11 protein-coding genes and 2 pseudogenes are annotated in these 13,828 nt (G+C 63.4%); 8 read left to right on the forward strand and 5 right to left on the reverse strand.

What is annotated here, in order from left to right:
* Window positions 1-42 precede the first annotated feature (42 nt).
* Window positions 43-636, reverse strand: a pseudogene (locus tag LLW23_RS17650) (outer membrane beta-barrel protein); the annotation flags it as partial.
* A gap of 284 nt (window positions 637-920) precedes the next feature.
* On the opposite strand from LLW23_RS17650, the gene LLW23_RS02970 reads away from it, so the two are divergent.
* The gene (locus tag LLW23_RS02970) at window positions 921-1,481 is read left to right on the forward strand and encodes a polysaccharide biosynthesis/export family protein (protein WP_228947304.1); all 561 of its coding nucleotides are present in this window, start codon (window positions 921-923) and stop codon (window positions 1,479-1,481) included.
* 39 nt (window positions 1,482-1,520) lie between these two features.
* On the opposite strand, the gene LLW23_RS02975 is transcribed toward LLW23_RS02970, so the two are convergent.
* From LLW23_RS02975 to LLW23_RS02990, 4 genes are all read right to left on the reverse strand, one after another.
* On the reverse strand, window positions 1,521-2,012 hold the full coding sequence (locus LLW23_RS02975; RefSeq protein WP_228947305.1) for a PilZ domain-containing protein: 492 nt from the start codon (window positions 2,010-2,012) through the stop codon (window positions 1,521-1,523).
* A 702-nt stretch (window positions 2,013-2,714) separates the two neighbouring features.
* Window positions 2,715-3,392, reverse strand: a complete 678-nt coding sequence (locus LLW23_RS02980) for a sugar transferase (RefSeq protein WP_333473788.1) — start codon at window positions 3,390-3,392, stop codon at window positions 2,715-2,717.
* Window positions 3,393-3,620: 228 nt separating this feature from the next.
* On the reverse strand, window positions 3,621-4,130 hold the full coding sequence (locus LLW23_RS02985; RefSeq protein ID WP_228947306.1) for a hypothetical protein: 510 nt from the start codon (window positions 4,128-4,130) through the stop codon (window positions 3,621-3,623).
* A gap of 350 nt (window positions 4,131-4,480) precedes the next feature.
* On the reverse strand, window positions 4,481-5,539 hold the full coding sequence (locus tag LLW23_RS02990) for a polysaccharide pyruvyl transferase family protein (RefSeq protein WP_228947307.1): 1,059 nt from the start codon (window positions 5,537-5,539) through the stop codon (window positions 4,481-4,483).
* A 214-nt stretch (window positions 5,540-5,753) separates the two neighbouring features.
* On the opposite strand from LLW23_RS02990, the gene LLW23_RS02995 reads away from it, so the two are divergent.
* The 7 genes and pseudogenes from LLW23_RS02995 to LLW23_RS03025 all read left to right on the forward strand — a co-directional run bounded on the left by LLW23_RS02995 (window position 5,754) and on the right by LLW23_RS03025 (window position 13,818).
* The gene (locus LLW23_RS02995; RefSeq protein ID WP_228947308.1) at window positions 5,754-6,965 is read left to right on the forward strand and encodes a polysaccharide pyruvyl transferase family protein; all 1,212 of its coding nucleotides are present in this window, start codon (window positions 5,754-5,756) and stop codon (window positions 6,963-6,965) included.
* Window positions 6,962-7,813 carry a glycosyltransferase family protein gene (locus LLW23_RS03000; RefSeq protein WP_228947309.1) on the forward strand — a complete coding sequence of 284 codons (852 nt, stop codon included), beginning with the start codon at window positions 6,962-6,964 and terminating at the stop codon, window positions 7,811-7,813. Before LLW23_RS02995 ends, LLW23_RS03000 begins: the two co-directional genes overlap by 4 nt.
* Complete coding sequence (locus LLW23_RS03005) at window positions 7,813-8,184, forward strand: glycosyltransferase (protein WP_228947310.1); 372 nt, start codon at window positions 7,813-7,815, stop codon at window positions 8,182-8,184. The genes LLW23_RS03000 and LLW23_RS03005 overlap by 1 nt, the downstream gene beginning before the upstream one ends.
* A gap of 315 nt (window positions 8,185-8,499) precedes the next feature.
* Window positions 8,500-10,680 carry a TonB-dependent receptor gene (locus LLW23_RS03010; protein WP_228947311.1) on the forward strand — a complete coding sequence of 727 codons (2,181 nt, stop codon included), beginning with the start codon at window positions 8,500-8,502 and terminating at the stop codon, window positions 10,678-10,680.
* A gap of 28 nt (window positions 10,681-10,708) precedes the next feature.
* The gene (locus LLW23_RS03015; RefSeq protein WP_228947312.1) at window positions 10,709-10,879 is read left to right on the forward strand and encodes a hypothetical protein; all 171 of its coding nucleotides are present in this window, start codon (window positions 10,709-10,711) and stop codon (window positions 10,877-10,879) included.
* A 170-nt stretch (window positions 10,880-11,049) separates the two neighbouring features.
* The gene (gene chrA, locus LLW23_RS03020; protein WP_228947313.1) at window positions 11,050-12,456 is read left to right on the forward strand and encodes a chromate efflux transporter; all 1,407 of its coding nucleotides are present in this window, start codon (window positions 11,050-11,052) and stop codon (window positions 12,454-12,456) included.
* A gap of 135 nt (window positions 12,457-12,591) precedes the next feature.
* Window positions 12,592-13,818, forward strand: a pseudogene (locus LLW23_RS03025) (alginate export family protein).
* Window positions 13,819-13,828 lie beyond the last annotated feature (10 nt).

The following is a 13,828-nucleotide window of genomic DNA, read 5'->3' on the forward strand; positions in this document are numbered from 1 at the left end:
TACCTGCTCGAAATTATTCTCGTCCAGCGGCACGCGGACGTCGTTGATCCGCGTCGGTTCGTACCGGAACTGGCCGACATTGCCGCCGACCGTGAGCGAGATGGGGCCGAAGCGATGCTCGCCCGACATGCTCGCGGAAACCTCGCGATAGGCGATCGGTGGGAAGACGCCGACGAGCGTCTCGTCCTCGGTGCCGCGGCGCTGAATGCGGCGCGCGAGCGTGAGGCTGGTGGCGAGCTGGGTGTCGCGATCGAGCTCCAGCCGACCGCTCGCCACGACGCCGACGCTCTCGTTATTCTCGATCGTCTGATTGGCGTAGCGCGTGACAATACCCTCGGCGACCAGCGACAGCGCATAAGCGCGGTTCTCGATCGAGGTGATCGCCACGCGCGGGGTGAGCAGCAGCGCAGCATCATCGACCGGCGCGTTCGGCAGCGCGTAGATATTGCTGTCGTAGCTCGCGCGTGTTTCGACCGAGGGATAGACCCGGAACGCACCGAGCGGGATCCCGATCGGGGCATAGCCCGGCCGGGCGCGCCCGATCACCGTGTCGCGCGTCGCCACCACCGGAGCGGTGGTGCGAATGCCGGTCTGGGCCACGGCCGGCGGCGTTGCGGCCATGCCGCCGCCCAGCATCGCCAGGCCGATCCCAACAACGTGACCCCGCAAATGACCATCCCCCCCGGCCGCCACGCACGTATCGCCACGAAGCCTGTCTTCGACGGGCCAGCTATCCCGTTGAGCGATGCCGCATCTTAGAGCCTTGAATTTGATCGAGTGCGACCAATGGGTCCGATCTGACGCTAATAGGCCCACCGATCGGCGTTCCGTAAGATTACAAATAGGCGACGCTACTTTCGGGAACTGACGCGGGAAGATGATCTCCGCGACACGACCGATGAAGATCTGGGGGATGTATCATGTCGCGAGCTTTTCGTCCGTTGATCGCCGCTTGCCTTTGCGCGGCGCTTGCTTCGTGCGCGACGACACCGCCGCCGCTGATGACAGCCGACGGCGCAAAGCCTGCCGGATACATGCTCGATTCGGGCGACAAGCTTCGCATCAATGTCTATAACGAAGACAAGTTGAGCGGGGATTACAGCGTTTCCGCGGGCGGTACCCTGGCCTTCCCGCTGATTGGCTCGGTGGGCGCGAAGGGGCTGACGGCCGACCAGCTCGCGGCAGCGCTAGCGGGGCAGCTGAAGGCCTATGTCAACGAGCCCCGGGTGGCCGCCGAGGTGCTCAACTATCGGCCTTATTACATCCTCGGCGAAGTGGCGCGACCGGGCGAATATCCGTTTGTTAATGGCTTGCGGATCGAGCAGGCGATCGCGGCGGCGGGCGGGTTCACCTATCGCGCGGACCAGAAGAAGGTGTTCGTGCAGCGCGGCGAGGCGAGCGAGCGGACGGTGCCGCTGCGGGACACGCCGATCCGCGTGATGCCGGGCGATACGATTAGGATCGGCGAGCGGTATTTCTGACGGGGCGAATGATTGCGGCCCCAGGCTGCGACTGACGGATCAGCTCAGCGCTTTCAGCAGCGCGACGACAGCTACCCATGCGGCTGCGCCGCCGCCGATGAAGATCGCCGTCCGCACCGCTCGCGGCCACGGCTCTCCCGTGTCGATCTCTCCGGCGCCCGACGTGAGGCCCGGCGTCTGGATGACGGTACCGGACGTGAAGGCGGCCTCTAGCTGGTTCGGCGAGAGCGGCGGATCGAAGGCGCAGCCGTGGTCGTCCCCGTCCACGCGCACGACCTGCGCCGCCGCGGTGCCGGCACCGGCAAGGCCTAGGCGGATGGGTGTGCCGATGGGGAGCCTGTCGGTCGAACGATAGCGAAAGCCGGTCAGCGACAGATCTTCGACGATCACGTCGTGCGGGATATCCTGGCCGTCGCGGATGGTGGATAGGCGCCCGACGGTCGTGCGCGTGCCTGCGCGACGTTCGCTTGCGTCGCATTGGTCGATTGCGTTGCGCGGGTCTGGCAGATCGATCTTCGCAGCAAGCGTCATTGATTTGCCCCGGTGGCCTGGCTCCCCGCTACGCATCAAAGGTTAAGCACTTGTTTGGCAATGCGCGTCGGGCGCGATGGCGCAGTGACGCGGCACGATCCCCCACGATCGCGCTGCCGGATGTAATTTTCGATCGGGACTGTCTTTCGCGCCTTGATCACAACCTATGTGTATTGAGGCGACCCGTAGCGCGCCAGCATATTCGCTGCCGCGCGGGCGTTGGGGTTGTAAATCCTACAACCGTCGTAATGCGTGTTGCGAGAGATCCAAATTGCCATTTGGCGACAATCCGGATTGCTATTTTACTGCTTCCTGGCCGAAGACTAGCAACAGCGGGCTGCTCGGCGGAATTGGATTACTAAAACAGACATCTGGAGAGATGAGGATTTTGTCGTAGAACGCCGATGCGGCGTGTCCCGAAAAGGAACGAACATTTGCAAACGGCGTTCCATCTATATAATCTAGAGCAAAATAAAGAGAGGATGTACGAAATGCGGTCGCGCTCAATGGCGTCTAGTCGCCGTCTTGCCACTTGTCGGCCGATGCCTACGACGTCTTTCTCAGACAAGCGAAACAACGGACAAAGGCCGCGGGCGGAATTGCAGCCGGCAGGCCTGGTCAATGCAGTGGGCATGTCCGCAGTGATCTGGTTTGGATTGTTTCGCCTGATTCTCGGCTGATCCGAGGCTTGTCGGCGGTCGGTCAGTAAGAGCCGCGAGCGAGCATTACGCTCGGCACGGTCATTACAAGGATCTTTGCGTCGAACAAGGCCGATCGTGAGCGGCTGTATGTCACGTCGAACGCGACGCGGCGGCGATAGGACGTGTTGTTTCGGCCGCTTACTTGCCAGAGGCCGGTTATGCCTGGGCGAACGCTGCAGTAATGCGCGAAGTACCGGCCATAGCGTAGCACCTCGGCGTCGACGATCGGGCGTGGCCCGACGAGGCTCATCTCGCCACGTAACACGTTGAAGAGTTGAGGCAGTTCATCGAGACTGCTCTTGCGCAGGAGCCCGCCAATCGCGGTGATCCGCGGATCATTCTTCAGCTTGTGATCGCGCGCCCATTCGGCGCGCGCTTCAGCGTCTTTAGCGAGCAATTCCGCCAGCAATTCCTCGGCGTTGACCGCCATGCTGCGGAACTTGAGGCAGCGGAAATGCCGGCCGCCCCGGCCGACGCGGCGATGCGCGAAGAAGACTGGGCCGGGATCGGTCACGTAGATGATCGTGGCGATTACGAGCATGAGCGGGAGAAAGAACGCGAGGGCGATCAGCGCGACCGCCAGGTCCATCATACGGGTAATGCGCGCGTCCCAGCGCGCGCCCGTGAACCTTCGACCGCCGGACATCGCGGCCGGCGGCGTGACGACGGCCATGTGCATCGACTTCCCCCTATTTGCTTTGCGTCGATCTGCGCATCCGATGCTGTCGTATTCGGCGCTACGGTGGCGTTCCGCGCTTCGCCTAACGCCTTCCGCTCTTCAGCCCGGAAGTTCGACGCTCGTCAGCTGACGTCAAACCATGACTCAACCAGTCAGTTATCGAGTAAAAGCCGGCCGGAATCTTATCCGGCCGACTTTTACGTTCATGCATCAGGTGTGATCAATTGATCAGAGTGCTTCGGCCGCAATGATCAGTGCGTAGAGTTCGTCCTGCGTGAACGTTTGATTGGTATAGTTTCCGCTACCGTCCGGCGTGATGTTACGGAACGTAAAAGACTCAGCTTCATAAAATGAAACCGCGTCGCCGCTTCCATCAGGTTCGCCAATATACTGAATCTTGATGCCGCCATCCGAGCGCGACGTAAAGATATAGTCGTTGATGCGATGGTTCAGGAAAATTTGATCATAGTCACTAGCATTTTCGCCCATTTTGATGATGCCATTCAGATCGACATTTATGTCGTTGGGACCGAAGACGAACACATCGTCACCGGCGCCGAGCTTGATCACCTGATCGCTGTCTTTCTGGACATCGAACAGCGTGCCGCGATCGTTTCCAGCCGAACCGACCACCTTACCATCGCCCTGCCCGGTTAGTGGCGAGAGTCCAGTTGGCGTTACGTCTGTGCTCGGAGCGTCCATTTCTGTAGGTGCAGCAATATTAAGAGAAACAGCCATGTCGATTACCTCCCAGTTGTATCGGTGGTTTGTCGGCTGGCAGAATCACCCGCCGCAAATACGGTGAACCACGGGTTATTAAATACCACATGAGATCACTTGTGCCGGTTCTTAAGGAGTCTTTAACTGAACCGTTTTGGAGGATTTTTTTGGTCTTCCTAATGTAGCGCACGTGTCCTGTGTGTTTCGTTGTATTCGAAACTGCGAAAATTATAGGATTTTGCGAATATGGGATATATTTATACAGCGAGGTACTTAGTCGTCGATGCACCGTGGAAAAGTATTGCTAGATAGCTATTTCAAGGTTCCGTCCTACAATTTCTACAGAATTGATCGTCTTGACCTTCCATTCATGCAAGGTTGGCACGCGCCGCCGTCGCCATTGCGCCGAGGGCACGGCGGCGAGAGCCCGGCACGTGATCGAGCGCACGCGCGGTTGCATACTCCACGCTCTCGGGGATCGCCTGCGACACCAACGGCAGGTCGAACCGCGTCGCGATGAAGCGTGTCTTCGCGGTTCCGTCGTCGATAACGAGGATGGCGCAGTCCGACAGCAGCGCGAAGATGATCGCGTGCAGCCGGTTGGTGACGACCAGCGAGGCGTGGCGGTATTCGTCAAGCAGCACGTCGAGCTCATACGTCGCCTGCAGCCGCGCGTCGGACAGTGCCAGGCCGTCGATCAGGCTGTGCGCGGCCGCGACATCCATGCCCGGCCGCGGATCGTGGCAAGCAAACACCAGCGCGTCGTCCGGCCGACGCTCGCGCGCTGCCTCAAGGATCTGCGCGAACACCGGCGTTGCCATCGAGCGCCCTTCGCTACCGTCGATGCACGGGGCGATGAGAATGCGATCGCGAACAGCTGCCGGCCCGGATGCCCGTTCGTGCAGACGGCCGGGAATGAAGGCGGCGTCCGCGGTTTGCACCACCCGATTGCGCCCCACTAGCGCCGCCGCGTTCTTGACCGACTGGGCATCGCGAACGCGCACGTCGGTCGCGAGCCGCAACAATGCCTTCCACAGCAAACGCCGATTGCGATCGCTGATCGTGCCAACCCCGAGACCGCGGGTGGTGACGACGCCGCCACGCCAGCGCGCCGCGCGTGCGCCGGCATATTGCGCGACGAGGCTGGGGAGCGAGACGTTGCCGCGCACCAATTGCCCGCCGCCGATGACGATGTCGCACCGGCTTGCAAGCGCCACGAACGCAACCAAGTTGCGACTGTCGACGAGCGTGCCACCGGCCGCGACCACTTGGCGCTCGACCTCGGGCGGCAGCGGCGCCCAGCGGCGGACATAGGCGGTGGCGCCGGCGGGCAGATGCTCAAGGTTCTGTAGCAACAGCGCGAGATCGCCGAGATTGCAAAGGTCACCGCAATAAAACAGGTGCGGTCGCACGCCGTTGTTCCGCATCTTCTGCGCCCCCCGGATCCCATGTGTCGCGGCGCGGCGGAACGGACCATCACGCGATGCCGGACGCGCTTATGCTTAGCCGCGCGCTCGGATCGGGCCGCGGTTTGTAGGTCCGGGATGGTTGAATCTGGCGGTAAACCGCACGAGCGCCACGCTAGGGATAGCCGCGACACATCATCACCGTCCGGTCCACGCCTGGGGCGCGCGGAGGCGAATGAACCGGAGCTTCCGTGTGAAGGTCGCGATCCTCAATGTGAAATACAGCCCGAACCTGGGCGACGGGCTGCTGGCGGAATGCCTGGAGCGCGAGCTGGTGCGGCATCATCCCTCGATCGAGGTGGTGCCGATCGATCTGGCAGGCCGCACGCACTATGGCGGGCACGGTCGCAACCGCGCGCTGGCGATGCGCACGCTGGAACGGCTGCCGGGGCCGCTGCGCCGCGTGGCAGCGTGGTCGGTGCTCAGCCTGCTCGCGCGGGTGCGGCTGCGACCGGCGTTCCGCGCCGCGCTTGCCGATTGCGACGCAGCGGTGATCGGGGGCGGCAACCTGTTCGCCGACGACGATCTCAACTTCCCGATCAAGCTGGCGCTGGGCCTCGCCGAGACCAGACGGCGCGACGTGCCGGTAGCGGTGTTCGCGGTCGGCGTATCGGACAATTGGAGCGCAACCGGCGAGCGGCTGTTCGCGCGCGCGCTCGCCTCCGCGCGGCTGGCGTGCGTGCGGGTGCGCGACGAGCGATCGCAGGACATCTGGAACCGTCGGCTGGGCGTGCACGGCGTGCCGCATGCAAAGATCGCGCGCGATCCGGGCCTGCTCGCGGCGCGCTGTTACGCGCTCCCGGCGTGCGCGCACGCCATGCGCGTGGTCGCGCTATGCGTCACAGACCCGCTGGCGGTGCGCTATCACGGTGGGTCGGACGGGAGCGATGCGGTTTTGGCAGCGTGGTACACGCAATCGATTGCCGCGCTGGCCGATGCGGAGTGGGACGTGGCGTTGTTCACCAACGGCAGCCCGGAGGATCGCGCTTTCCTCGATCAGCGTTGTGCTGGCTGGGTTGCGGCTGGGCGCGGCCGGGTCCGCCGGCTGCCCGATTTCGCGCAACCGGCCGATCTGGTCGCAGCCTTGTCGCGCGCGACGATCGTGATCGCGCACCGGATGCACGCCTGTATCGCGGCCTATTCCTGCGGAGTGCCGGCGATCGGACTGCGCTGGGATCGCAAGCTCGACAGTTTCTTCGCGCTCTCGGGTCGAGACGCCTTCATGGTCGATACGGCTACGCTCGCGCCGGCCGAAATCGTGACGCTTGCCGAGCGGGCGGCGCATGAGGGCGTGGAGCCAGCGCTACATGCCGATCTGCTCGATGCGGCCAGCGCGAGTGTGGCGCTGCTCGGCGACCTGCTGCGCGACAGGGCGTGCGCGCGATGATCGACCGGGTCGTCATCCTAAACGACATCGCCAGGCCAATGGGCGGCGCGACGGCGCTTGCGCTGCTCTCCGCGCACCTGTTCCGTGCGCGCGCGCTGCCCGTCACCTTCATCTCGGGCGATGCGGGCGAGAATGCCGAGCTAGCGGCGGCCGGAGTAGAGGTGGTTGCGCTGGGTCAGGCGCGGCTGGAGGCCGCTGGTGTGGCCAGCGCGCTGGTAGGTGGCCTATTCAATCGCCCGGCGATGGCAATGGTGACGCGCTGGATCGCCGCCAACGATACGCCCGGCACCGTCTATCATCTTCACGGCTGGGCGCAGATCCTGTCGCCAAGCGTGTTCAAGGCGCTGCAGCCCGTCGCGCACCGGCTCGTGCTGTCGGCGCACGACTTCTTCCTCACCTGCCCCAACGGCAGCCAATCATTCCTGAAAAGCGGCCGGATCTGCCCGCTGACACCGATGACGCCCGCCTGCATCGCGGCGAATTGCGACCGGCGGCTCTATGCGCACAAATTGTGGCGCGTCGCGCGGCAAGCGGTGCAGCGGCGCTTCTACGACCGGCAAAACTCACCGCCGGTGTTCGCGATCCATGAGGCGATGCGGCCGTTCCTGATGCGTGCCGGCATTCCCTCCGCAGCGATCCACACCGTGCCAAACCCGGTGACCGCGTGGACGCAGGAGCGGATCGCGGCGGAGCAAAACGATGAAGTGCTGTTCGTCGGCCGGCTCGAAGCAACCAAGGGCCCGGACCTCGCCGCCGCGGCCTGCCGCGCGGCGGGGGTGACGCTGCGCGTGATCGGCGACGGGGGCTGCGCGAGCGGCTTGCGGCGGAATATCCCGAGGCACTGCTGATGGGCCGCCGCGGGCCGGCGGAGATCGCGGATTATGCGCGACGCGCGCGGCTGCTGGTGATGCCGAGCCGTTATCCCGAACCCTTCGGGCTGGTGGCGGTGGAGGCGCTGTGGAGCGGGCTGCCAGTGATCGCGACCGAGACGGCGTTCCTTGCTGACGATATCGTCGCGGCGGGCGCCGGACTCGCGGTCGAGCCCCGCGACACCGACGCGTTCGCCGAGGCAATCCGCACGTTCTTCGTTGACGACGCACGCTGCCGTCAGGCGAGCGTCGCGGCGTTCAAAGATACACGAGCAGTCGCACTATCCCCCGACGCATGGGCGGAGCGGCTGATCGCGGGTTATCGCGAGCGGCTTGGCGCGTCGGGCTAATCCCTTCCCTCGTGAAAATGCTGGCGGCGATGCGCCGCGGTAGGACGGCGATATCGCGCACGCTGCGCTAGGGAAGAAACCAGCGCTACAGTCGGAGTCTCAAGCGGGCGATGCTCGTGACCCCGATGCGCCTTGATACGCACGCAAGCAGCCAAAAATCGGATCGGCGTCAAGGGCAGGCCATGCCGAGCCTGGGACGGTCGTTGCACTATAACATTTTGGCAACACCGTCAGACAGAATCGCGCTAGCCAAATTGCATCCTTGTGATGATGTAACACACCCTGTTAGGCGATCCGTGGCTTGGGAGTTTTCGAATGCACCGTATGGTTAAATTGCTTCTTTTTACGACTGTTGCCGCTCAGGCTTTTCCGGCCCTGGCGCAAGTCGCCGAAGCGCCGGCGCCCGCGGCAATCGATCGCGATGATGCGGTCCATAACCAGCAAAGCGAGATCGTCGTGACGGCACCTTTCGTCCGTGAGCTTGATCTGTTGGCCGGCAGCTCGGTTATAACCGGCGACGAACTGGTGATCGACGTTCGCTCACAGATCGGCGAAACGCTCACCCGGCAGCCCGGCGTTTCGGCCACGTCGTTCTCGCCAGGCGCGTCGCGACCGGTGCTGCGCGGCTTTCAAGGCGAACGTATCCGGGTTCTGTCCGACGGGCTGGGCTCACTCGATGTATCAAACACCTCGACTGACCATGCCGTGTCGATCGAACCCCTTACCGCTGAGCGGATCGAGATACTGCGCGGTCCAGCCAGCTTGTTGTTCGGGAGCCAAGCGATCGGCGGCGTGGTCAACGTGATCGACCGCCGTATTCCCCGGAACGTCCCCGAGGCTGGCTTCCATCTTGATGCGATCGGCGCCTACGGCTCTGCCGCCGAAGAACGTAGCGGCGGCGCATCGCTCGACGTTGCGCTGGCGCCCAACATTGTCGCGCATGTCGATGGCACTTACCGCAAAAGCGACGATCTCCGGATTGGTGGCTTCGTGCTTTCGCCGACCCTTCGTGCCGATCAGCGGGCGATTGCTGCCGAGGAAGCCGAGGAAGGCAATCTTGGTGAGGCAGCAGAGGCGAGTGCGCTTGCCAATCTGCGCGGCCCCCTACCCAATAGCTTCACCGAAACCTTCTCGGTCGGCGGTGGTTTGGCGCTGATCAATGACGGCGGCAGTCTCGGCTTCTCGGCGGGCTATTACGATACCAAGTACGGCGTTCCTTCGCGGCCCGGTGCGGGGCATCATCATGGTGAGGAAGGCGAAGAAGGCGAGGCAGAAGGCGGAGAAGAGGAAGGCCCCGTCACCATCGACCTGAAGCAGTTCCGCGCAGATATGCGCAGCGAAATCACTGTAGGCGGTAGCTTTCTGGAAAGCATCCGAACCCGGATCGGCTATTCCGACTACACGCACACTGAGTTCGAAGGTGCCGAAGTCGGGACGGTGTTCGACTCCCAAGCATTCGAAGGCCGATTGGAATTCGTTCAGGCAGACCGCGACGGGTGGCGTGGTGTGACCGGTTTCCAGGGCTTCACCCGCGACTTCTCCGCAGTTGGCGCCGAAGCCTTTGTTCCGCCTAACGTCACCGATCAGTACGGCGTGTTCACCCTGCAGGAGTTCAACTTCGGCAAGCTGGGATTAGAAGTGGCCGGCCGGTACGAGCGAAGCGAGGTTAGCTCGTCGAGCGTGCGGATCGGGCTGGAAGAAGACGCACAGATCGTCGCGGTAGATCGTACGTTCAATGCCTTCTCAGGCGCGATCGGCGTGTCGTACGCCGTAACGCCGACCGTAAAGATCGGCATCAACGGATCACGCGCCGAGCGCGCACCATCGGGTGAGGAGTTGTTCTCCAACGGTCCACATATCGCAACCCAAGCCTTCGAGATCGGCGACCCCAACTTCACCAAGGAGAAAAGCTGGGGTGTCGAATTGTTTGCACGTGGGGACGCCGGGCCGATACGCTTCCAGGTTGCAGGCTATTCGACGTGGTTCAACGACTATATCTACGAGGCGGACACCGGCCTCGAAGCTGATGAATTGCCGCTATTCCAGTATATGCAGGCCGACGCCCGCTATTACGGCGTTGAAGGCGAAGTATCGGCGACGATTGTCAATACCGGTACGTTCCGGCTGGACGCCAATGTCGTCGCTGATTACGTTAACGCTGAGTTAAGCAATGACGGCGGTCCATTACCTCGCATCCCACCATTGCGCGTGCTTGGCGGCCTGTCAGCAGCGGCGGGAAGCATTAGTGGTCGGCTGGAAGCCGAGCATATCACCGCACAAAACAACATAGCCGCATTCGAGACGCCAACCAAAGACTTCACCTTGGTCAACGCTACCTTGTCATTCAAGCCGTTTGGCGGGAAGAACGAGACGATCATCAGCGTTTCGGCAAACAATATCTTTGACGTCGATGCGCGCCGTCATGCTTCATTTACCAAGGATTTTGTGCCCTTGCCCGGCCGTGACATTCGAGTTTCGGCGCGCCTCAGTTTTTAGTTGGATCGCACTATTGCAAGCCAGCTTCATGACGAAGTTCTCGGCTCGTTTCCGGCTGAAGAAGCTGGGATCGAGCCGTGCAACGAAGCTGGCGGGTGAAGAATTCGAATCACTCGTCACTCCTTCAAGCGATTGGAAGATCGACGTCGGGTACGAAGCCAACGCGATGCGTCTGGAAAACTTGCGCACCCTGCGTTGACAGGCTGGCCCGACTATATTGATAGTATTCTCATGGGGACCGCGATCTCCCCACGAGGCGGCAGGCCGAAGTATCGCGTCCCGATCCTATCGAAGGACGCGCTATGCCTGCTCTCAATGCGATTGCCTGCGACAAGCTTGGACGTCGCACAAGGCGAAGGGAGAGCGCCCGTGAACCCCGCCACTCTCGAGACTCCCGTCGCTGCGACGACACGACCCGCGCCGGTGACGCTGGGCCAAGCCTTCTGGGTATGGCTGCGGATTGCCGCGCTCTCGTTCGGCGGGCCGGCGGGGCAGATCGCGGTGATGCATCGCATCCTGGTCGAGGAAAAGCGCTGGATCGGTGAGCATCGATTCCTGCATGCGCTCAACTATTGCATGCTGCTGCCCGGCCCCGAGGCGCAACAACTCGCCACCTATATTGGCTGGCTGCTGCACCGGACGAAGGGCGGTATCGTCGCCGGGGTGCTGTTCATCCTGCCCGGCGCGATCTCGATCATGGCGCTGAGCTTCGTGTATGTGTTGTACGGGCGGCTCGGGATCGTTTCGGCGCTGTTCTTCGGGCTGAAGGCGGCGGTGCTGGCGGTCGTGCTGCAAGCGGTGGCGCGGATCGGCAAGCGCGCGCTGAAGAACCGTCCGATGCAGGCGATGGCGGCGGCGGCGTTCTTGCTTATCTTCTTCGTTGCGGCGCCGTTTCCGGTCATCGTCCTCGGCGCCGGGCTGATCGGCTGGTGGGGCGGGCGAGGGGGATTGGCAGCATTCCAGGCCGGCGGCGGGCATGGATCGAGCGGCGGCACGATAGTTGCCGACGCCGACACGCTGCTGGGCGAGGAACTGCCCGCACATGCCAGCCCCAGTTGGGGCGAGACGCTGCGAACCGCCTTGTGGTGGCTGGCGCTGTGGCTGATCCCGGTTGCGGGGCTGCTGCTGACGCTCGGGCCCGACCATGTGTTCAGCCGGATCGCCACCTTCTTTTCGACGATGGCGATGGTGACCTTTGGTGGGGCCTATGCGGTGCTCGCCTATGTCGCGCAGCAGGCAGTCGAGAATTATGGCTGGTTGCGCCCCGAGGAGATGCTCGACGGGCTCGGCATGGCCGAGACGACCCCGGGACCGCTGATCATGGTGCTGCAATTTGTCGGGTTCCTGGGCGCCTATCGCGATGCCGGCGGGATGACCCCGCTGCTCGCCGCGACGATCGGCGCTCTGCTCGCAACATGGGTGACATTCGTGCCGTGCTTCCTGTGGATTTTCCTGGGCGCCCCGTTCGTCGAACGGCTGCGCGGGAATGCGGCGATCGCCGGCGCACTATCGGCAATTACCGCGGCCGTGGTGGGCGTGGTGCTCAACTTGGCGATCTGGTTCGCGTTGCACACGCTGTTTCGCCAGGTGTCGCCAGTCGCGGCAGGCCCGCTGCGCTTCGATGCGCCGGTGCTGGAGAGCATTGATCCTTGGGCGACGTTGCTGTCGGCGGTGGCAATCGTCGCGATCTTTCGATTCAATGCGGGGGTTATCACCACCCTGCTAGCGAGTTCGGTCGCTGGGCTCAGTCTGTACGCCCTTGGTTTGATCGGCTGACCGATGGCCAGGTTATCGTTTGCGACACTGCTGGCCTGAGGCTTACTGGCGGCCGTCCAGCCGGCATCGGCGCAGCAAGCCGGCAAAACCGACGGCCCGCTCCAGCTAAGCGGCACGGTCCGTGCGCGCTACGAGGTGATCGACGGGCAGGCGCGCGCTGGCTTTAACACCAGCGACGCGCTGCTGAACCTGCGCACCATCGCTACCGCCGACTACGCCGTCGATCCGCACCTGCGCGTCGTCACCGAACAGTGGGACAGCCGCGTCTATGGCGCCAACCGCGGCACGCCGGTATCGACCAACGAGGTCAATACGTTCGAGCTGCCGCAGGCGTTCGTCGCGCTGACGCTGCCCGAAGCGATCGGCAAGGGCAGCAGCGTGAGCGCCCAGGCGGGCCGGTTCCTCCTCAACCTCGGCTCGCGGCGGCTGGTCGCCGCCGACGATTATCGCAACACCACCAACAGCTATACCGGCCTGCGAATCGACGGTGCCTTGCGCGGCGGGTGGAAGGCGACGCTGATCTACACACTGCCGCAACAACGGCGGCCGACCGACCTCGACGCGTTGCTGGCGAACCGCGTGCAGGTCGATCGCGAGAGCTTTGACCTTGTGCTTTGGGGCGGGCTGTTCAGTCGCGCACGCACGATCGCCGGCGCGACCGCCGAGTTCGGATTCTTTCATTTGGGCGAGCGCGATGCCGCCGGTCGTGCCACCCGCGACCGCTCGCTGGACACCGCCAGCGCGCGGGTCATCCGCGATCCCGCACGTGGCGGAGTTGATTTCGAGGTCGAGGGAATCGCCCAGCGCGGTACTGTCTCGACAACCCTGGCTGCAAACGCACCGACCCAGCAGGTGCGCGCGTGGTTCGTGCATGGTGACGTCGGCTATACGTTTCGGGGCGGCTGAAAGCCCAGATTGGCGATCGAGTACGACCATGCCAGCGGCGAATCCCCTGGCGGCAGCTTCGGGCGCTTCGACCCGCTGCTGGGGATGCGGCGGCAGGATCTGGCCCCCGCAGGGCTCTACAATACCATTTCGCGTACCAACCTGATCAGCCCGGGCGTCCGGATCGAAGCTGTTCCCGATGCCAAGAGCGACCTGATGGTGAGTTATCGGCCGTTCTGGCTGGCGGCGCGTCAGGACGCTTTTTCGTCCAGCGCGGTGCGCAACGCCGCCGGAAACTCCGGCAACTTTGCGGGCCACCAAATCGACGCGCGCCTACGCTATCTCCTGTTCCCGACCCTACGTCTGGAGGCCGACGTCGTTTTGCTCGCCAAGGGGCGATTTCTGCTTGATGCACCCAATGCGCCGACCGGCCGCTGGACGCGCTATCTGTCACTCAACGCCACCTTCGCCTTTTGACCGGAACGAC

The organism is Sphingomonas radiodurans, from assembly GCF_020866845.1.
Classification (GTDB): domain Bacteria; phylum Pseudomonadota; class Alphaproteobacteria; order Sphingomonadales; family Sphingomonadaceae; genus Sphingomonas; species Sphingomonas radiodurans.